General features: G+C 70.6%; 19 protein-coding genes and 1 tRNA gene. 10 read left to right on the forward strand and 10 right to left on the reverse strand.

From position 1 onward, the window contains the following. Nucleotides 1–12: 12 nt before the first annotated feature. Both nrtL and ACFYX4_RS30425 read right to left on the reverse strand, forming a co-directional pair. Nucleotides 13–1,047, reverse strand: coding sequence for an ArgS-related anticodon-binding protein NrtL (nrtL, locus tag ACFYX4_RS30420; RefSeq protein ID WP_389340009.1), 1,035 nt, complete (start codon nt 1,045–1,047; stop codon nt 13–15). A gap of 76 nt (nt 1,048–1,123) precedes the next feature. Next, a complete protein-coding gene (locus ACFYX4_RS30425) occupies nt 1,124–1,642 on the reverse strand; it encodes a response regulator (RefSeq protein ID WP_389340196.1) in 519 nt (172 codons plus the stop codon). Nucleotides 1,643–1,808: 166 nt separating this feature from the next. On the opposite strand from ACFYX4_RS30425, the gene ACFYX4_RS30430 reads away from it, so the two are divergent. Further along, nucleotides 1,809–1,880, forward strand: a tRNA-Arg gene (locus ACFYX4_RS30430). 175 nt (nt 1,881–2,055) lie between these two features. On the opposite strand, the gene ACFYX4_RS30435 is transcribed toward ACFYX4_RS30430, so the two are convergent. Further along, nucleotides 2,056–2,436 carry a DUF6083 domain-containing protein gene (locus ACFYX4_RS30435; protein WP_389340011.1) on the reverse strand — a complete coding sequence of 127 codons (381 nt, stop codon included), beginning with the start codon at nt 2,434–2,436 and terminating at the stop codon, nt 2,056–2,058. A gap of 403 nt (nt 2,437–2,839) precedes the next feature. On the opposite strand from ACFYX4_RS30435, the gene ACFYX4_RS30440 reads away from it, so the two are divergent. Both ACFYX4_RS30440 and ACFYX4_RS30445 read left to right on the forward strand, forming a co-directional pair. Beyond that, nucleotides 2,840–3,667, forward strand: coding sequence for a hypothetical protein (locus ACFYX4_RS30440; RefSeq protein WP_389340013.1), 828 nt, complete (start codon nt 2,840–2,842; stop codon nt 3,665–3,667). Nucleotides 3,668–3,720: 53 nt separating this feature from the next. Next, nucleotides 3,721–4,662, forward strand: a complete 942-nt coding sequence (locus tag ACFYX4_RS30445) for a thiamine pyrophosphate-binding protein (protein WP_389340015.1) — start codon at nt 3,721–3,723, stop codon at nt 4,660–4,662. Nucleotides 4,663–4,698: 36 nt separating this feature from the next. Here the strand turns inward: ACFYX4_RS30445 and ACFYX4_RS30450 are convergent, their stop codons facing one another. The 3 genes from ACFYX4_RS30450 to ACFYX4_RS30460 form a co-directional block, all read right to left on the reverse strand. After that, on the reverse strand, nt 4,699–5,226 hold the full coding sequence (locus ACFYX4_RS30450; protein WP_389340017.1) for a cupin domain-containing protein: 528 nt from the start codon (nt 5,224–5,226) through the stop codon (nt 4,699–4,701). A 9-nt stretch (nt 5,227–5,235) separates the two neighbouring features. Further along, entirely contained in the window at nt 5,236–6,195 is a 960-nt protein-coding gene (locus ACFYX4_RS30455) for a phosphotransferase family protein (protein ID WP_389340019.1), read from the reverse strand. Nucleotides 6,196–6,824: 629 nt separating this feature from the next. Then, nucleotides 6,825–8,045: a C-terminal binding protein gene (locus tag ACFYX4_RS30460; RefSeq protein ID WP_389340021.1), complete on the reverse strand. Its 1,221-nt coding sequence runs from the start codon at nt 8,043–8,045 to the stop codon at nt 6,825–6,827. A gap of 742 nt (nt 8,046–8,787) precedes the next feature. On the opposite strand from ACFYX4_RS30460, the gene ACFYX4_RS30465 reads away from it, so the two are divergent. After that, on the forward strand, nt 8,788–10,059 hold the full coding sequence (locus tag ACFYX4_RS30465; protein WP_389340023.1) for an MFS transporter: 1,272 nt from the start codon (nt 8,788–8,790) through the stop codon (nt 10,057–10,059). Between the two features lie 159 nt (nt 10,060–10,218). On the opposite strand, the gene ACFYX4_RS30470 is transcribed toward ACFYX4_RS30465, so the two are convergent. Then, nucleotides 10,219–10,998 carry a fumarylacetoacetate hydrolase family protein gene (locus tag ACFYX4_RS30470; RefSeq protein ID WP_389340025.1) on the reverse strand — a complete coding sequence of 260 codons (780 nt, stop codon included), beginning with the start codon at nt 10,996–10,998 and terminating at the stop codon, nt 10,219–10,221. Between the two features lie 311 nt (nt 10,999–11,309). Between ACFYX4_RS30470 and ACFYX4_RS30475 the strand changes: the two genes are divergently transcribed. The 6 genes from ACFYX4_RS30475 (at nt 11,310) to ACFYX4_RS30500 (ending at nt 17,442) form a co-directional block, all read left to right on the forward strand. After that, nucleotides 11,310–12,332, forward strand: a complete 1,023-nt coding sequence (locus tag ACFYX4_RS30475; protein WP_389340027.1) for a LacI family DNA-binding transcriptional regulator — start codon at nt 11,310–11,312, stop codon at nt 12,330–12,332. A gap of 148 nt (nt 12,333–12,480) precedes the next feature. Continuing rightward, nucleotides 12,481–12,837, forward strand: a complete 357-nt coding sequence (locus ACFYX4_RS30480; RefSeq protein ID WP_389340029.1) for a calmodulin — start codon at nt 12,481–12,483, stop codon at nt 12,835–12,837. Between the two features lie 418 nt (nt 12,838–13,255). Further along, nucleotides 13,256–14,566 (forward strand): phosphopyruvate hydratase, encoded by a 1,311-nt coding sequence (gene eno, locus ACFYX4_RS30485; protein WP_389340031.1) that lies wholly within the window; start codon nt 13,256–13,258, stop codon nt 14,564–14,566. A 62-nt stretch (nt 14,567–14,628) separates the two neighbouring features. Further along, complete coding sequence (locus ACFYX4_RS30490) at nt 14,629–15,633, forward strand: VOC family protein (RefSeq protein ID WP_389340033.1); 1,005 nt, start codon at nt 14,629–14,631, stop codon at nt 15,631–15,633. 78 nt (nt 15,634–15,711) lie between these two features. After that, on the forward strand, nt 15,712–16,275 hold the full coding sequence (locus ACFYX4_RS30495) for a carboxymuconolactone decarboxylase family protein (RefSeq protein WP_389340035.1): 564 nt from the start codon (nt 15,712–15,714) through the stop codon (nt 16,273–16,275). Between the two features lie 60 nt (nt 16,276–16,335). Beyond that, entirely contained in the window at nt 16,336–17,442 is a 1,107-nt protein-coding gene (locus ACFYX4_RS30500; RefSeq protein ID WP_389340037.1) for an alcohol dehydrogenase catalytic domain-containing protein, read from the forward strand. 15 nt (nt 17,443–17,457) lie between these two features. Here ACFYX4_RS30500 and ACFYX4_RS30505 read toward each other — a convergent pair whose 3' ends face one another. The 3 genes from ACFYX4_RS30505 to ACFYX4_RS30515 are packed head-to-tail and all read right to left on the reverse strand — an operon-like array spanning nt 17,458 to nt 18,950. After that, nucleotides 17,458–17,871 (reverse strand): signal peptidase I, encoded by a 414-nt coding sequence (locus ACFYX4_RS30505; protein WP_389340039.1) that lies wholly within the window; start codon nt 17,869–17,871, stop codon nt 17,458–17,460. 9 nt (nt 17,872–17,880) lie between these two features. After that, nucleotides 17,881–18,078 carry a DUF397 domain-containing protein gene (locus ACFYX4_RS30510; protein ID WP_389340041.1) on the reverse strand — a complete coding sequence of 66 codons (198 nt, stop codon included), beginning with the start codon at nt 18,076–18,078 and terminating at the stop codon, nt 17,881–17,883. Beyond that, complete coding sequence (locus ACFYX4_RS30515; protein ID WP_389340043.1) at nt 18,075–18,950, reverse strand: helix-turn-helix domain-containing protein; 876 nt, start codon at nt 18,948–18,950, stop codon at nt 18,075–18,077. The genes ACFYX4_RS30510 and ACFYX4_RS30515 overlap by 4 nt, the downstream gene beginning before the upstream one ends. Nucleotides 18,951–19,072 lie beyond the last annotated feature (122 nt).

Here is a 19,072-nt window from a genome sequence, read left to right on the forward strand (position 1 = left end):
TTTCGGGACGGATCACAGGTGATCGGGGGCGTCGATGCCGAGCAGGGTCAGGCCGCCGGCCAGCACCGTCCCGACGGCTTCGGCGAGCGCGAGCCGGGCGCGGTGGGCGGCCGAGGGTTTCTCGTCCCCGCGGGGGAGGACGGTGGAGAAGAAGGGGAGGGCGGCGTCGGCGAGATCGAGGAGATGCCGCGTGAGTCGGGAGGGGGCGCCCGCGCCGTCGGTGTGCGGGAGGCTCGCGACGGTGGTGAGCACGCGGGGGTAGTCGGCGAGGAGGGTGGGGAGGGCGAGGTGGCCGGCGGCGGCGGAGTGGACGTCGGCGTCGTCGCCTGCGAAGTGAGCGTCGTCACCTGCGGTGAACCGGAGGGCGACGGCGTTGCGGCGGAGGGCACGGGTGCGGGCGTGGGCGTACCGGACGCGGAAGAGGGGGTTGCCCTCGCGCTGGACCAGGTGCTCGGCGGTGATGCGGGGCCGGTCGTGCGGGGCGGGGTGCAGCAGGGCCCAGCAGGCGGCGTCGAGCCCGAGGGGCGTGGGGTCCTCGGGGGCGGGCACGGGCCGCAGATTGACGGGTTCACGGTGATCGACCTCGACCCGGCCGCCCTGCGCCCCGACGATCCGCCCGAGGGCGTCGGCGAGCACCTCGGCGCGAACTTCGTACGGCACGCGCAGCTCGAAGACCCGCCCGGCGAGGGCGTCGGTGTGGCCGTACCGGAGGCCCTCCCGGAGGATCTGCCGCACGAGGTCGTCGAGTCCGGCGGAGACGGCGGCGCGGTCGAGGCTGATGTTGAGGAACCCGGGCCCGGTGATCTCGACGTCGACGACGCCGACGGCGTCGGAGAGGTAGCCGCGCAGCACTTCGGCGACGCGCAAGGGGGGCTGGCCGGCGGGCCGGGCGAGCTGCAACGCGACGTTGGTGGCGTAGTCCGCGCACCCTCCGGGCCCGGGCGGCGCCACGACGACGCGGGAGGGCACGTCCACGGTGAGCTCACCGGCGTCCACGGCACGGCGTACCGCATGCACGACGGTGCGGGAGAGCTCGACGGGGGTCACGGGACAAGCGTAGGGGAGGAGGGGGGTGGGAAGGCGAGCTGCCCGGGGCCGAGGTCCGACATACGGACGGGGGCCGCTACTCCCCCGCGGGGCCGTTCCCGTTGAGGCTCCCGGCCCCGACGCCGTCACCGGAGCGGAGGCCGCCTCCCGAGCCGAGGACGGTGCCGATGCTCAGCCTGACGGCACCGGGCACCAGCCCTAACCCGCCGAGCCCCCGCCGCCCCCCTCTGACCCCTTCGCCTCGCCCGGCCATCAACTCCTGCACCAGGGTGATGAGTTGGGAGGGCTCGAAGGGCTTGGAGAGGAAGGCGTCGACGCCGGCTTCGAGACCGGCCTCGACCTCGTGGGGAGTGCAGGCGCTGATGATGGCGAGGGGGAGGTCACGGGTGAGCGGGTCGGCACGGAGCCGGGCGGCGGTGCGGAGGCCGTCCAGCCGGGGCATGACGACATCGAGGGTCACGAGGTCGGGTCGGACGTGGTGCACGACATCCAGACACTCGGCACCGTCGGACGCGGTCACGACCTCGAGGCCCTCCAGCTCGAGATTGACCCTGATCAGCTGCCGGATGACCTTGTTGTCGTCCACAACAAGCACCCGGCCAGACGCGCCTGGCACAACTCGAGAGTAGGTCGACCCCGGCCACCGCGTCCGGGTTTTCCCCACTTCCACCCCGCCCGAGCGACCCACACCAAAACCCGTTCCTGATCACCCCGACCAAGCTGGTAGTGTTCTACCCGTCGCCGCGAGCAACGCCCGACACGCCCCCGTAGCTCAGGGGATAGAGCAACGGCCTCCGGAGCCGTGTGCGCAGGTTCGAATCCTGCCGGGGGCACCTTGGATTAGGTGCCCAAAGACCCCGTCACCAGCGGAAACGCTGCGGTCGGGGTCTTCGCGTATGTGCAGGCGTATGCAGCGCTGAGCGGCTCTGTGACGGGGCCCGTGGACTGTTCGTGGACACGATCTTGGGTCATTTCCCCTGGTCAGCCCCGCAGTTTTCCGAGCGCCCGTCAGCCGGCGTCCGGCCACTGCTCAGGGAGCGGAGGCGGCTCCGGCTCGTCCCGTTCCACCTGCCGCGCGTTCTCCCCACGCAGTGCCGTCAGCCACGGCCAGAGATCCGGCAGCGGCTGTGCCGGGCAGGCCAGGCGGTGCTCGATACGGCACCGCTGAAACTGGTCCGGCGGACACACTCCGTAGACGGTCACCCGCCCATCGGACAGCTCGATCCAGCGGTGCTCCGCGGGCACCGTATGAGCGAGTGGGTGCATATCCGGCTCCAGCAGCACCCAGTCCTGCTCAAGCGTCGCTACTCGATCTTGCGAAAGCCCGCAGTGACGGCAACGGTTTTGCCCACCGCCCAGGCGGCGCGGCTTCTCATCTAGAACCCCCATGACGTGAGGGTCGTCAGGCATTCGGTCAAGGCGTAGAGCGCGAACCAGACGGAACGCCTGGGACAGCCGCGCACAGGTCAGGCGAAACACGACGCAGCAGGCGTCAACATCACCTCCCGTCCGACGACGCACGGCCGAGACAAGGCGGCACCCCCGGCTCGTCGAACTTCCACCAGTTCAAGCGTCTCGCCGTTCGATGGGAACGCCGCTTGAGTACCACTTACGTGCCGACAATCTTTGAACCGGTTGCCACTGCATCACTTACTCCGATAAAACGCAGAGCGCGCCTTTCACTTCCCCGCCCAGCGGCGGCAAGGGTGAAGCGTCCTCGGGTTGCGCCTTTTCATGCCTGCGGACGCTTCATCGGATCGGATCGGGGTGGCCTGGAGGGGGTGCCGGAAAGATGGCGACAAGCAGGGGTAAGAGAAGGTGGTTTGTCGGCGTTTCTGTTCTCGCCGTCGTGTTGTTGCTTCTTCTGGTGCGATCGTGTGGCGAGGACTGCGAGGACGAGGGGGTAGCAGCAACTCCGAAGGTGACGACCACCGTTGTCGTCACCGCCACACCGAGCCCGGTCGGGAGCCAGATCGGGGAACTCGTGGACGCGGCCCTGATGCGCGTGAAGCAGACAGGGCTGAGCGTGGCCGCTCACGATGCCAGCGATCTGGACGAGACGCCAGCTGCCGACTGGCGCGTTTGCTTCGAGAAAGTGACCCTGAGTCAAGTCGAGTTCGCTGCCGTGGCACCTGGGGCTCCGTGCCCGGATAAGGACGGTAAGCCGATCCCATGGCCAAAGATGCCCGCCGTGAAGGGCGTCACCTACGGCAAGGCCGTGGAGATGCTGGGGGCCGACGTCGGTCCCGTTGTCCTTGAGGCGGCGTACCAGGACGAGTACGGCTACGACCAAGACAACAAGTTCGGGGACTTCGCCGATTGGAAGGTCTGCTTTCAGAGCATCGGACCTGGACAGGTTCTCAAGGACCGACCCGGGATCACACTCCACGCAGTCGAAAAGGGAGGAGCCTGCCCATCGAACAAGGGACAGTACAAGGATCCGACCAACAATCCCGCGTATGCAGATCCTGCCCCTGGCTCCGACAGCGGGTCGTCCGATGCTGACCGAAGTGGCAGCGGAGGAAGTGGTAGTGGGGAAAGCGACTCCTACCCAGGCGACAAGGGCGGGTGCCCTCCGGGCGGGTGCTACAACCCTTGCCCGCCCGGCGGCTGCCGGTAACTGGTCGAGTCCGCACACTGCGACCGGCAGTACGGCACGCCGTGTGCGCCGGCTTGGAGAAGAACTTCCCCGGGCTGCTCGCCGCCTGGGGGCGGGCCGACGATCGGCCTCGGTTCGTGCAGGCGCGGCATGAGGAGATGGCCGCCTTGCAGGCGGTGGGGTACGCCAAGTTCTCCGGGAAGGTGGGCGTACGCGCCGCCACCTCCGGGCCGGGGGCGATCCATCTGCTCAACGGGCTCTACGACGCCAAGCTCGACCACGTTCCCGTCGTCGCGCTGGTCGGGCAGACCGACCGGAGTGCCATGGGCGGCTCCTACCAGCAGGAAGCGGACCTCCAGAGTCTGTACAAGGACGTCGCCTCGGAGTTCCGCGAGACGGCGATGGTGCCCGAGCAGCTGCCGAATCTGATCGACCGCGCTTTCCGCACCGCGTACGCCAAGCGCACCGTCACCGCGATCATCCTGCCGGCGGATGTCCAGGAGCTGGACTACAGCCCGCCCACGCACGCCTTCAAGATGGTGCCGTCGCGGCTGGTGGTCGCCGTGCTGAACAACCAGGACCTCAACCAGGTCACCTGGGAGATGCGGGCCATGTCCGGCGCGCCGCCGTTCGAGGAGTCCCAGCACATCCCGGACCTGCCGTACGCCGAGATCGCCCAGCGCATGGGCCTGGACGGCGTCCGCGTGGAGAAGCCCGAGAACGTCGAGGCCGCCTGGGACCGGGCGCTGTCCGCGGACCGGCCCTTCCTCATCGACTTCCGCACCGACCCGGCCGTCCCGCCGATCCCGCCGCACGCCTCCCTCGATCAGATCGAGGCCGCCGCCTCGGCGGTCCTCAAGGGGGACAGCGAGCGTGTCTCCATGGTCCGGCAGGGGCTGAAGGCCAAGGTGCAGAAGATGCTGCCGGGCAGCCGGCACCGCGACGACCGCCCCGGCGCCGGGAAGCACGACAGCTCCGACAACAGCGCCGACAACAGCTCCGGCGACGGCACGTGAGCCGGGCCGGGCGGGTGGTGGGCTCGTTACGGGGCTTCAGGGGTGGGGGGTGCCGATCAGGATGAAGGCCATGGTGGTGGGGTGGGGGGTGGGGTTGTGCCAGTTGTGGCGGGTGGCGTTCTGGATCACTATGTCGCCTGTGGAGAGGTGGGTGCGGTGACCGTCGTCCAGTTCGAGGAGGATCTCGCCGTCCAGGACGATGGCGTAGTCCACGGTGGGTGTCCTGTGCATGCCGTCGGGTTCCATGAGCTCCGCCAGGCCCGGTGAGTCGGCCCGTTGTTCCTCGTCGAAGGCGGCGGGGTCGAACGCCGGGTCGGCCATGGCGGCGTCCGGCGGGAAGGTCAGCACGATGAACCGGGTGCCGCCGGGCGCCGGCAGCAGGCTGGTGATCTTTGGCGTGGGGTCCTCGCCGGCGACGCTCGCCGGCTCGCCGGGTTCCGTCGCCCACGGCAGTCGGGACACCCATCCGGGCAGGCTGCGGAACTCCCGGCTGCGGGGGACGGGCCCGTCGCTGACGACGACCGACCGGCCGCTCGCGTCATGACCGGTGACGACTCTGCGCATGCGGTTCTCCTAACGGGTGGGGTGGTGGCCGGCGAGCGCCGCCGTCCAGGCGTCCACCGTCTCCGCTACGGTGTCGGCCGGCTTCCTGAGCAGGGACGACGCCGTGGTGCGGACGAATTGCCTCTGGTGGTCGGCCGTCAGGTACTCCACCGGGGACTTGCCGTCCACCCGGGCCAGCAGCAGGGCGGGGAGCAGGGACGCGGCCCGTGCTTCGAGGGTCGCGCGGGGTTCCCAGTCGACCTGGCGGACGTAGTGCTCGGCCAGCGCATGCGCCGAGTGGGCGAGGTCCGTGCGTCGGTCGGGCACCGCGAGGCTCTTGAGGAGCAGGTGGTTGACGCAGAAGGCCAGGTCGAAGGCGGGGTCGCCGTACCAGGCGCACTCGGCGTCCAGGAACACGGGGCCCTTCGGGCCGACGAGGATGTTCTTGGGGCTGACGTCGCCGTGCACCAGGGTCAGGCGCGTGGCGGCCGTGCGGGCGGCGAGGTCCTGGAGGACGTCGCCGAGGGCGGGGTGTGCGGCGGCCGTCGCCAGCAGGTACGGCTCTATGCGGAGCGCGTGGAAGTTGTCGTCCGTGGCGAACTCGGCGGCGAGCGCCGGGTCGCTTGCGCTCGCCGCGTGCAGGGCGCCGAGCAGTTCTCCTACGGCCTCGGCGGTTTCGGTCGCCACCTCGCCGTTCAGGAGTTGCGCCTTCCACATCGGGTGGCGGTCCGGCGGCAGGTACGCCATCGCGAAGAGGCCGGCCTCGGGGTCGTGGGCGAGCAGCTCGGGCACGCTGTCCGGGCGGTGCCGGGACGCGAACCGCATCCACGCCCACTCGTACGCGTTGCGCGAGACCGGCGCCTGCCAGTCGGCCGCGACCCGCAGCCGGGCCAGGGCCCGCTTGACGCAGAGGGAGCGCCGCCGCGCCGGCAGATCCACCCGCCACAGATCGGACGAGACGCCCCCGGCGAGCGGAGTCCACCGCCCCACTTCACCGGGCTGAGCAAGCCCGTGGGCGAGGAGGAATTCGGGGAGGGTGGAATCGGGGGCAGCTAGCGGGTCGGGGGTGGTTTGCGGGTCGGGGGTGTTTTGGGGGTCGCGGGCGGCCTGCGGGGCTGGGGTGACCTGCGTTTCAGGGGCGGCCTGAGGGGCGCGCGCCGCCTGCGGACCAAGAGGGGCCTGCGGGTCTGAGGCAGGCTGAGGGCCGCGGGTCGCCTGCGGGGCGGGGGTGAGCTGCGGGTCAGGGGCGGTCTGAGGGGCGCGCGCCGCCTGCGAACCAGGGGCGGATTGACGGGCGCGCGCCGCCTGCGGGCCAGGGGCGGTCTCAGGGGCGCGGGCTGCCTGCGGGCCAGGGGCGCTCTCAGGGGCGCGCGCCGCCTGTGGAGCAAGAGGGGCCTGCGGGTCAGAGGCAGGCTGAGGGCCGCAGGTGGCCTGCGGAGCAGGGGTGAGCTGCGGGTCAGAGGCGGACTGAGGGTCCCGGGCTGCCCGCGGACCAGGGGCGGGCTGAGGGGCGCGGGCTGCCCGCGGACCAGGGGCGACCTGCGAGTCAGAGGCAGGCTGAGGGGCGCGCGCCGCCTGCGGGGCAGGGGTGAGCTGCGGGTCACGGGCCGAGAGCGTGCTCATCGTGACTCCCCGGCCGTCGTGCGGGCGGTTCCGGGCTCCGCGGGAAGCGCCCCGCCGATCCCCGCCGCCACCCCCGCAGCCTCAGCCGGCGCACCGGCAGTCCCTGACGTCGGGCCGGCAGTCCCTGACGCCGTGCCGGCAGTCCCGGCCGACGTCGGCTCAGCCGGACCCCGCACCTGGCCCGCGGCCCCGACGTCCGCCCCATTCCCCGCCTGCACTCCGCCGTCCCCGTCCCCGTCCCGCGCCGCAGGCCTGTTGCATGGATGGGTCGGTGCCTCGCCGGCCAGGGTTCGTACGACCTCCTCGGCCGCTCGGCGGCGCAGTTCTGTGACCGAGGCGTCGGAGGAGAACGCGATGTGCGGGGTGAGCAGTGCGCCCGGCTGGGCCAGGAGCCGTGCCGGGACGCGCGGCTCGGTCTCCAGGACGTCGAGGGCGGCGCCGTCCAGGTGTCCGGCGGCGAGCGACTCCGTCACCGCGTCGGTGTCGACCAGGCCGCCCCGGCTGACGTTGACCAGCAGTCCCCCCGGCCGCATCAGCGCGAGCTGCTCCGCTCCGACGAGGTGGTGCGTCGCCGGGGTGAGCGGCACGTGGAGGATCACTACGTCGCTGCGGCGCAGCAGGTCCTCCAGGTCCGTCAGCTCCACGCCGGCCGCGTCCTTCGGCGCGTGCGGATCGTGGGCGAGGACGCGGCAGCCGAACGCGCCGAGCTTGCGCGCGGTGGCCCGTCCGATGCGCCCGTAGCCGACGACCCCGCAGGTCAGCGTGGACAGCCGGCGCAGTCGGGCGCCCGCCGGGTCCCAGCGGCCGGCGCGCACCTCACGGTCGTATCGGGCCAGGCCGCGCGTCCAGGCCAGCACCATGCCGACGGCGTGGTCGGAGACCTCCTCGACGCAGTAGTCCGGCACGTTGGTGACCCACACGCCGCGCTCGGTGGCGGCGTCCACGGCGATGTTGTCGAGGCCGACGCCCAGCCGGGCCACGATCCGCAGCTCCGGCGACGCGTCGATCGCGGCGGCGGAGACGGGGGCCCAGCAGGTGAGGATCCCGTCGGGCCGGTGCTCGGCGACCAGCCGCTCGACGGCCTCGGCGGGGGCGGGCCCGGCGGGGCCGGTGACGAGGGTGTGGCCCGCGGCCTCGACGACGGCTCGCTCGACGGAGTCGTCGGGCCAGGCGTAGTCGGTGAGCAGCACGGTGCCGGGGCGGCTCGGTGGTGTCATGGCAGGTCGTCCTCAGAGGTTCTCGGGGGATTTCCGTGAGTGGATCGTTCGACGGCGGGCGGATCGTTCGTCAGCAGCAGCGGGCGGATCGTTCGTCGGCGGGGCTCGTCCCGGGAGGCGGCGGCTTCGGCCGGTCCGTCGGCCGCGAGGCCGTCAGGCGGTCGCTGGGCTCGGGTCGGGATGGAGTGGTCGGCACGCGCCGGCTTGTGGTCGGCGGGGAGCCGCGGTACGTCCCCGGATCGGGTCGCGAGACGCCGGGGCACGTTGCATCACTGTGTCACAGCCACGTGGTGCTAACGATAGCACTGAGGGGCTTCGATTCAACCCCGAATTCGGCCCTGTAATTGTTCTCGTCCCACGGAATCCGTACAGCGCGAAAGAAATTCGTCGTCATCTCTTGACGCGTAGGGGACTTCCCCTCATGGTTTCTGCCAACGCCGACCGTGCGGACCACGACCACAACCGTCCGTCTGTCCGTCCGCCCGGGATCCGGCTGTCGATGACGTCACGGCCACGGACGTCCCGACGGGCGCTCTACGACGGCTGCTCGTTTCCGCGTGCGGAGTCCGCCGCGCGTGACAGCCGCACGCCCCGCCCCCCTTTTTTTCGCCTGCCGCTACTCGTCGTCGCCGCAGGTTCCCTCGCCGCCCGCAGTTCCCGTGCGGTCGTCATCGCCCGCGGGTCCCGTGCGGCCCCTCACGGCCGTGCACGGCCCCGCGTCCCTTCCTCCTCAGGAGCCGCAATGACTCAAGCAGCGCAAGCCGCCGTCGGCACGATGCCCGCCGGCGACGGCACGAAGGGCAGCGGTCCGGCCGCCCTCTCCCGGCCCATGATCGGGGTGGGCTTCGCCCTGGTGGTCCTCTCCTACATGGTGAACGCGATGGACCGCCAGGTCTTCCCGCCCCTGCTGCCCAACATCCGCGCCGAGTACGGGTTCTCCCTTGAGCAGGGCGGTCTGCTGGCGACGAACTTCACCCTCGGCATGGCCCTCGCCGGCCTCCCCGCCGGCTATCTGCTGGACCGCTTCCGCCGCAAGACCGTGCTGGTGGCGAGCATCGTCGTCTACTCCCTCGGCACGATGGCCACTCCCCTGGCGACCGGCCTCGCCGACATGACGCTGTACCGGGTGGTCTCCGGCTTCGGCGAGGGCATGCAGTCCGCGGCGATCTTCGCCGCGATGGGCGCCTTCTTCGCCCACCGCCGCGGCCTCGCCTTCGGCGTCATCGGCCTCGGCTACTCCGTCGGCGTGTTCATCGCCCCGCTCATCGGGGTCCAGCTGATGACGCTGCACGGCACCTGGCGCTCACCCTTCTACCTGTTCGGCTGCGCCGGACTGCTGATCGCCGCCGCCGCGCTGTTCCTCGTGAAAACGGGCCTGACCGAGCACGCCGCCGAGAAGGTCGTGGCGACCCGGACCTACGAGTACATGCCGGCCTCCGCCTACAACCGCAACACCGTCGCCCTGGCCGTGCACTCCGTCGTCAGCGGGGTCGCCATCTACGGGTTCCTCGGCCTCTACCCGACCTACCTCATCAGCTCGCTGCACTACTCCTCCGAGCAGGCCGCGCTGGCGATGAGCTGCCTCGGCTTCGGCGGCATGCTGGCCCTCCTCGGCGGCTGGCTCGGCGACCGCGTGGACCAGCGCGCGCTGCTGATCCTGAGTCTGCTGGCGGTCTCCGCGATCAGCGTGTGCATCTACGAGACGCGGGCGTCGGTGGGCGTGCAGTGCGTGTTCGCCTTCCTCATGGGCGCGTTCGGCCTCGGCTTCCTCTATCCGAACACCAACAGCGCGATGCAGCGGGCCGTCCGCCCCGGGCAGATCGGACGGGCCTCCGGTCTCTTCGTCACCAGCTACTACGGGACGGCGGCGTTCTCGGGTCTGCTCTTCGCCGCCCTCGTGGACTCCTTCGGCTGGAGCCGGGCCGGACTGCTCCAAGTGACGGTCCTGCCGCTGGCCGGCGTCACCGCCCTGTGCTTCGTCCGCACCTCGCTGTTCAACAACGCTGTGCGGTAGGGCACTTGACGGGCCGAAGGGCCTGCCCGCCGCCGGGAGCGGTGGGCAGGCCCTTCGGTCACGGTCGCGGCCGCGGTCGCGGTCACGGTCGTGGTCACACATGCGTGTCGGCCGGCGGGTCCCGTGCCGGCCGCCCGCCGCCCGCGTCAGCCGCCCGCGTCAACGGCTCTCCGCCACCACGGAGTTGCGCAGGACGCCGATGCCCTCGATCTCCACCTCGACCTCGTCGCCGGGACGGATCGGTCCGACGCCGGACGGGGTGCCCGTCATGATGGCGTCGCCGGGCAGCAGCGTCAGGTGGCGGCTGAGGTAGGCGATGAGCTCGGGCACGCCGAGCAGCAGGTCGGCCGTGCTCGCCGACTGGGCGACGACGCCGTTCACCCGGGTCGTCAACGACAGTGCGGACGGGTCGAGTTCGGTGGCGACGACCGGCCCGAGGGGCGCGAACGTGTCCTGCCCCTTGCCGATCAGCAGCGTCCCGTAGGCGCTTTCCCGGCGCTGGACGATCCGGTCGCTGACGTCGTTGCCGCAGGTGTAGCCGAGGATGTGCTCATGGGCCTCGGAAGGCTTCACATGGCGGGCCCGCTTTCCGATGACGACGACCAACTCGCCCTCGAAATGGATCAGTTCGCCGTCCGCCGGATAGACGATGGCGTCGCCCGGACCGATCACGGCGGTGCTCGGCTTCATGAAGCACACCGGGACTTCCGGGATGTCGCGGTCCGTCTCCCCCACGTGCGAGGCGTAGTTGTAGGCGAATCCGAAGATCCTGGGACTTTCGAGCGGCGGCAGAATGGCCACGTCGCCCACTTCGTCGAGGTGGCCCGTAGGGGAAAGCCCCGTGAAGGGGTCGCCTTCGAGTCTCGCGATCCTGGAATCGCCGGAATCCATATCCCCGTAATGGCGTTCGCCGCCGACGGCGTATCTGACGATCCGCACGCAACCTCCCGCAACGACTGGGCAGCCTGGGGCGGCTGCACGACACGTCCAGCGGTGCTAACGTTAGCACGGCTGGGCAGAACGGCTCGTCGAGCCCGGTGCCCGGGTCCAACCCCGGCCCCAACCCGGGGCCCGACCCCGACCCGACCCCGGACACGGAGCGCGACGACGCCGCTATCGTTGGCACGCGGACAGTGACGATGCGGGACGACCCTGGGGCCACCCCCCGGGGCACCCCCGGGCCGCCCCCGGATCGCGCGACCGCACGACACCGGGACGAGACGAGACGAGCAGGCCGGAGGGGGCCCCACGTGATCACGACCAGGGACATCGCCGAACGCCTCGGGGTCTCCGTCTCGACGGTCGGCCGGGCGCTCTCCGACGACCCCCGCATCAGCGAGGAGACCAAGTTCCGGGTCCGCCAGGCGGCTTCCGAGATGGGCTACGTCGGCAACCGCGCGGCGCGCATGATGCGCGGGGCCTCCAGCAACGTGGTCGCGCTGGTGATCCCGGACATCCGCAACAGCTTCTACTCGACCATCGCGCACGAGCTGTCCAAGAACATGGAGGCCGAGGGCTTCCAGCTGATGCTCTCGGAGACCGACGACGACCGGATGGTGGAGCTGCGCCATCTGCGGGAGCTGTCCGCGAACCGGGTGGCCGGCGTGATCATCGTCCCCACCGCCCGTCCGCACAGCGACTCCGTCAAGCTGCTGCGCACGGTGCCACACCTGCAACTGCTGCGCCGCCACGCCTCGTTGGGATCCCAGTGGTTCGGCGTCGACGACCACGAGGCGCTGCGTCAGGGCACGGCGCATCTGGTGGCCCAGGGTCACACCCGCATCGCGTACCTGGGCGGCCCCGAGGAGCTGCCGACGGGCGCGGAGCGTCTGCGCGGCTTCCGCGGCGCCCTGCGCGACGGCGGCCTGCCGGACGACGCCGGGCGGGCGGAGCTGGGGCCGCCGTCGTCCGTGGAGTACGGCCGTCAGGCGGTGCGCCGGCTGCTGGCGGGGCCGGACGCGCCCAGCGCGCTCGTCCTGGGGTCGATCCAGCTGACGCTGGGAGTCCTGGAGGAGCTGTCGGAGCAGGGCGTGAAGGTGCCCGGGGAGCTGTCGGTGGTCGGCTTCGGCGACGAGCCGGGCTTCTCCTGGTGGGGCCCGGGACTCACCACCGTCGGCCTCCCGATCCAGGAGATGGCCACGGGCTGCGCCCTGTGGATGATGCGCCGCCTGAAGACCGAGCCGGGCAACGACAGCCCCTACACGTCGGTCTCACCGGGCTCGCTGATCCTGCGCGGGAGCACGGCGGCGCCGGGAGGCGGAGCGAGGGCCTGACCCCCACCCACGGTCACCACGAGGAGCGGATCGACCACGGAGCGCTTAGGGTCGTTCATGGCCGCGCACCGGACCCCGCACCGTCGGGGCAGCCCAGGCCGCGCCTTCGGCCACGCGTCCCGCGACGCGCCTCACCAAGGAGACGGCCATGCCCGACAACGCCGCGTACTTCACCTTCACCTACCCGCCGACCCCCGAGCGCTTCACGATCCAGCTCACCGATCCCGCCAAGATCCAGCACGCGCGGAACATCCTCAACGGCACCGAGACCCGCGAGATCCACGTCGGCGGCCGGATCATCAAGCGCCAGGTCCCCTACAACCGGGACTGGTCGTTCCACCTCGACCCGAACAGCATCGACTTCTTCGAACGGGCCGTCGAGGTGTCCGACGCTCACATCCAGCAGGTCGAGCACCACCTGGACGAGGCGGGCGGCGCATTCCTGCCCGACTTGATGTGGGCGCCCTTCGGTTCCCGCCTGGAGCGGGAAGTCCACTTCGCCTGACCCCGGAAACCGCCTGCCGCCCCCAGGGGGCACGCAGCGGCAGTAGCGGCCTGGGCGGCGGTGCGGCCCGCCGGACGGAATCCCGGCGGGCCGCCCGTGCGCGTGGCGCGTCCGCTCCGGACGGGAGCATCCGTTCACCACCGAGACACCGCGCGAAGCCGCGGAACCGCAGGGTCATAGAGCCACAAAGCCACGGAACCGCAGCACCGCAGCACCGCAGCACCGCAGAGCATTGCGCGAACGATAGCACCAGCCCTTCCCTCAGCCAATGCCCCCGCAGAGACAAACTACCCACACCCTCGACTTACCCACAGGCCCCTTGACTCGCCCTCCCCCACCTCTCACCATTGCGCTATCGATAGCACACAGCGCCGACAACACTCGCCACTCGGCATCCCGAACGAAAGGGTGCAGCGCCATGACAGACGCGCGGATCGCCGGCCTCCACGGCCGCAGGGTGTGGGACTCCCGTGGGCGGCCGACCGTGGAGGTCGAGGTTCGCCTCGTGGACGGTGTGACCGGTCGGGCCATCGCTCCCGCCGGGGCCTCCACCGGCCGAGGCGAAGCCCTCGACCTGCGCGACGGCGGCGACCGCTTCGGCGGACTCGACGTCCATCGCGCGGTGGGCTCGGTGAACCACGAGATCGCACCCGCCCTGAAGGACCACGACGCCGGCGACCAGGCAGCCGTCGACCGGCTCCTGGCCGACCTCGACGGGACCCCAGACCGCAGCCGGCTCGGCGGCAACGCGCTCGTCGCCACGTCCATGGCGGTGCTGCACGCCGCCGCCGCGTCGGCGGGCGTGCCGCTGTGGCGGCATCTGGCGGGCGGGCGGCCGGTGCGCGTCCCGCTGCCGGAGATCCAGATCTTCGGCGGCGGCGCCCACGCGGACCGCCGTGTCGACGTCCAGGACTTCATGGTGGTCTGCCCGGCCGCCGGGAGCTTCTCCGAGGCGCTGGACTGGACGGCGGAGATCTACCGCGCCGCCGGCGCGCTGATGCGCAAGGCCGGCAAAGCCCAGGGCGTGGCCGACGAGGGCGGCTTCTGGCCCGCGTTCGCGTCCAACGAGGAGGCCTTGGAGACACTGACCCGGGCGATCGAGAGCGCGGGTTTCGCCCCCTCCGCCCAGGTCGGCATCTCCCTGGACGTGGCGGCCTCGCAGTTCGGCTCCGCCGACGGGTACCGGCTCGCCCTGGACGACCGCACCCTGGACACCTCCGCGCTGATCGACCTGCTGGGCGGCTGGATCGAGCAGTACCCGATCCTGTCCGTCGAGGACCCGGTGGGCGAGGACGACCACGAGGGCATGGCCGAGTTCACCCGGCGCTACGGCCACCGCTGCCAGGTGATCGGCGACGACTACCTGGTGACGAACGCCAAGCGGGTGGAGGCGGCGGCGACCGGCGGGACGGTGAACGCCGTGCTGGTCAAGCCGAACCAGGCGGGCACGGTCACAGAGGCGTTCGAAGCCCTGCGGGCCGGCAAGGACGCCGGTTTCGGCACGGTCGTCTCGGCGCGCTCCGGCGAGTCCGAGGACGTCACCATCGCCCATCTGAGCGTGGGGTGGGACGCGGGCCAGCTGAAGGTGGGCTCGTTCACCCGCTCCGAACGGATGGCGAAGTGGAACGAGGTGCTGCGCATCGAGGAATCCCTCGGCGCGGCAGCGGAATTCAGCGGCTGGTCCACCTTTCCCTTCATCACTCAATCTGTGAATGCGACCCGGCAGTAATAGGGCCCCGAAGTACTACAGTCCGAATTCAGAGCCGATCCGATCGGAGCACGGAGACCAGCATGCTGCCACCCGTCAATCTGCGCCCCAGTTTCAACATCACCCGCTCCAGTCACGTCCGTCTCACCGTCGTCGATCTGGCCGAGAGCCGGGACTTCTATGTGAACGTGCTGGGCCTGGTCGTCTCCGAGGAGGACGACCGCGCCTGCTACCTGCGCGGTCTGTCGGAAGCCTGCCATCACAGCCTCGTGCTGGAGCGGGACGGGACGGGCGGCGGGGCGTGCCGCAGGATCGGTTTCCGGGTCTTCTTCGACGAGGATCTCGACCTCGCGTACGACTGGTTCCGGGCGCGCGGGCTGCCCGCGGAGTGGGTCGACATGCCGCACCAGGGCCGCACCCTGCACGTCAGCGACCCGGTCGGCACCCCGCTGGAGCTGTGCGCGCACATGGAGACCCGGCCGCGGCTCCACATCGACTTCCAGCTTCACAAGGGCGCCCACGCGCAGCGGCTGGACCACTACCAGATCTTCGCGCCCGACACCTACGAGCTGTGCGCGTTCTACGGCGAACTCGGCTTCCGCAACTCGGAGTACCTGGAGCACGGCGACAAGCTGCTGGGCGCGTTCATGTACCGCAAGGGCACGTGTCTGGACCTGGCGATCGTCGAGAACACCGGGCCCGCCCTGCACCACTTCGCGTACACCGTCTCCGAGAGCCACGACATCTTCTCCGCCTGCGACTTCGCGGGGATCCTCGGCTACGGCGAGGGCGTGGAACGCGGCCCGGGGCGGCACGGTCCGGGCGGGATGCTGTTCGCCTACCTCCGCGACCCGGACGGACACCGGGTGGAGGTCTTCAACAGCCACTACCAGACGATCGACACCGAGATCGAGCCGGTCCGCTGGGACGCGGGCTCGCTCAGCACCAACGCCCGCTGGGGTCTGCCGGCGCTGGAGAAGTGGTACTTCGAGGCGTCGCCCTTCGTCGACGCGCCGCTGATCCCGCCGGCCGAGCCGCCCAGGCCGATGTCGCTGGAGCGGTTCCTGCTCGAACAGTCCGCCCGCTGAGCCGTCCGTCCGCCGGCAGCCTGAGGCAGCCCGCGAGGCACCCCCCTTCCGCCACCGAGCAGACCCCGAGGAGACCCCATGGCCCGAGTGCCCTATCTGCGCCGCGAGGACGCGGACGACTCGCAGAAACCGCTGTACGACCGGCTGGAAGCCGAACGCAAGGTCCCGACGGCGAACATCTTCCTCGCCCTGGCCAACGCGCCGGCCCAGCTGGACGCCTTCCTCACCTACGCCAACTCGCTGCGGGCCGCCGATCTGAGCCCCCGGCTGCGCGAGCTTGCGATCCTGACCGTGGGGCACGCGACCCGGTCGGCGTACGAGGTGGCGCACCACCGATCGCACGGTCTGAAGGCCGGGCTCACCGAGGAACAGCTCGCGGCGGTGGCCGACTTCGAGTCGTCCGACCTGTTCGACGAGACGGAGAAGGCGGTGATGCGCCTGGCCGAGGAGTCCACGCTCCGGGTCGACGTCTCCGAGAAAACATGGCGGGCCGCCGCCGCTTTCCTGACGGACAAGCAGATGGTCGAACTCTCCTTGTCCATCGCCTGGTACAACTCCGGCGTCCGCATCATGGGGCTGCTGAACATCGATCTCGAAGAGAACTACCCGAACCCTTTCCCGAACCCCTTTCCGCAGTCTTAGGCATCGTTGCCGCGAAGGCGCGTTGTGCTCCATGAGCCGTGATTTGCAAGGAGTGTTTCAATGGCGAAAATGCTCGCTGCGCGTCTGCACGCGCTCGGTGAGCCGATGTCGGTGGACACGATCGACGTGCCCACCCCACGGCCCACGGACGTGCTGGTGCGGGTGAAGGCCTGCGGGATCGTCCCCAACATGGCCAACGTCATCAATAGTTGGCCCACGTGGTTCCCGCACCAGCCGCTGCCGAAGCTGCCCGCCATCTTCGGCCTGGACGCCGCCGGCGTGGTCGAGCAGGTCGGCGAGGCGGTGCTGCACACCCGCCCCGGCGACCGGGTGTACGTCAACCCGCTCCGCTCCTGCGGGAGTTGTCAGGTGTGCCGGGGCGGCGAGCTGAGCCGCTGCCGCTACTTCACGCTGAACGGCTACTTCAGCACCTCCCGCGACGGCCAGCGCATCTTCGACCTGTACCCGTACGGCGGGTTCGCGGAGTACATGACCGCCCCGCAGTACTCGATCGTCAACCTCCCGGACACCATGACGTTCGAACAGGCGGGCAAGCTGGGCTACATCGGCACCTCCTACGGCGCGCTCAAGAACGCCGCGGCCGGCCCCGGCCAGGTCGCGCTGATCGACGGGGTGACGGGCACCCTCGGCGTCGCCTCGACCCTGCTCGCGCTGGCCTCCGGCGCCTCTCGGGTCCTCGGGACCGGCCGCAACGAGGAACTCCTCAAGCGCGTCAAGGAGTTGGACCCGGAGCGGGTCGAGGTCATGCGGCTGGGCGACGGCTCCACCGGCGAGTGGGCGAAGTCCCTGACCGGCGGGGAGGGCGCGGACTACGTGATCAGCGCGCTGGGCGCCCAGGCGCCGGTGGAGACGATGCTCGACTCCATGCAGGGCGTCCGCAGGGGCGGCCGGGTCGTCAACGTCGGCGGTGTCGCCGACCGGCTGCCCGTGGACGTCAAGTGGCTGATGGACGAGCAGGTCCAGCTGATCGGCTCCAACTGGTTCAGCACCGCGCAGGGGCAGGAACTCGCCGACATGGTCGGCACCGGCGCGCTGGACCTGTCGTATCTCCAGGTCAAGCCGTTCCCGCTGGCCCGGGTGAACGAGGCGATCTCGGGCCTCGACGACCGGGACGGCGGCTTCAGCAACTACGTCGTGATCCCCTGACGGACGCCCCGCAGCTCACCCCGCGGCGGGCCTGTCCTGCCCTGACGCCGCCGCGGGGTGTCCGCCCTCGTCCGGCACCGCGTACCCGGGGACGGACGGCCATCGCACGGTCAGCACCACCGACTCCTCCTCGGCGAACCAGGAGTGGTCCACGCCGTGCCCCCAGACGACGTAGTCGCCCTGGCGCTCCAGCACCACGCTGCGGCCCGGGAACTCGATCCGGAACCGGCCGCTGACGAGCACCTGGAGCGCGGTGCGTTCCTCGCCCCGCACCCACTGCGCCCGCCGGTCGCCCCGCGGGTGGACGCCCCACTTGATCTCGACGTCCTCGCTGTGCCGGGGATCGCCGTCGGGCTTGAAGTGCCCGAGCAGCCATCCCCGGTCGATCGCGGCGTCCTCACCCGCGTTGCCCACGTACACGTCGTCCATGTGCGGCGGTCAGCTCCGGCGAGCCGCGTACGTCACGAACGCGGACCACTCCGTGGGGGAGAAGGCGAGTTGAGCGTGGGCCGGGGCTTTGGAGTCACGGATGTGGATGGTGCCGGGTGTGGAGGCGACCTCCAGGCACTCGCCGCCTTCGTTACCGCTATAGCTGCTCTTGAACCAGGCGAGGGGTGTGGGCTCAGCGGTACTCATCGTTCTCCCAGCAAGCTTTCGATCAGGACGAGGGACTCCTGCATCGTAAGTGCCTGCGCCCTGATGCTCCCGTAGCGCGCGGCAAGCATCCGCACCTCCTCGGGCTCCGTGATGAGATTGCTGCTGCTCTGCGCCTCGGTGTACCCGACCTGCGGCTTTCCTTTGGGCGTCAGCAGCACGAACGGCCCGCCCATGCCGGCGTGTTCGGTGCGCTCCGACGGCATCACCTGGATCTCCACGCTGGGCAGTCGGCCGAGCTCGAGCAGATGCTCCAACTGCTCCCGGTGGATCATCCAGCCGCCGAGGGGACGCCGCAGCACCACCTCCTCGATCACCGCTGTCACCATGCACAGGGGCCAGCGGGTCAGGATGTCCTGCCGGTCCACCCGGGACGCCACGCGCTGCTCGATGGTGTCCTGGTCCAGCACCGGCTTGCGCATCACGTACAGCGCACGGGTTCGCTGCTGAGTCTGCAACAGACCAGGCACATCATGGTTGTTGTAGAAGTTGATCTCGACCGCGCTCCGTTCCAGCCGCGCGTAGTCCTTGAACCACGCCGGATGCCGGACCCTCGCCTTCGCCTTGGCCCGCTCGACGTCCTCGATGACCGCCTTCAACATCCCGCCCGCGTCGAGGAGTTCGTCCGCCGCCACCAGGAACTCCCGCTGAGGCGTCCGTACGCCCCTCTCCAGCGCGGAGATCAGGTCGGGGCCGTACCCGAGCCGGTCACCCAGTTCCTTCTGCGAAAGGCCCGCCCGCTCCCGCAACAGCCTCAACAGCTTGCCGACGGCCCGGTTCAGGTCGCTCATCTGCTCGACCTCGTCGTAGGCCTCCTCGGCCCCCGTGCTCTCGACCTGCTCCGCCAAGGTCATCCCCGACCCCTCACTCTCCGTCCGAAGGATCCCCACGCCGTCATCAGAATAGAACCGCACGAACACTCTCCGTGACGCTAATGGAAAGAGAGCCGTCGATCGGGGAGTAATCGGGGAGTATC

The organism is Streptomyces sp. NPDC002328 (assembly GCF_042890065.1).
Taxonomy (GTDB): Bacteria; Actinomycetota; Actinomycetes; order Streptomycetales; family Streptomycetaceae; genus Streptomyces.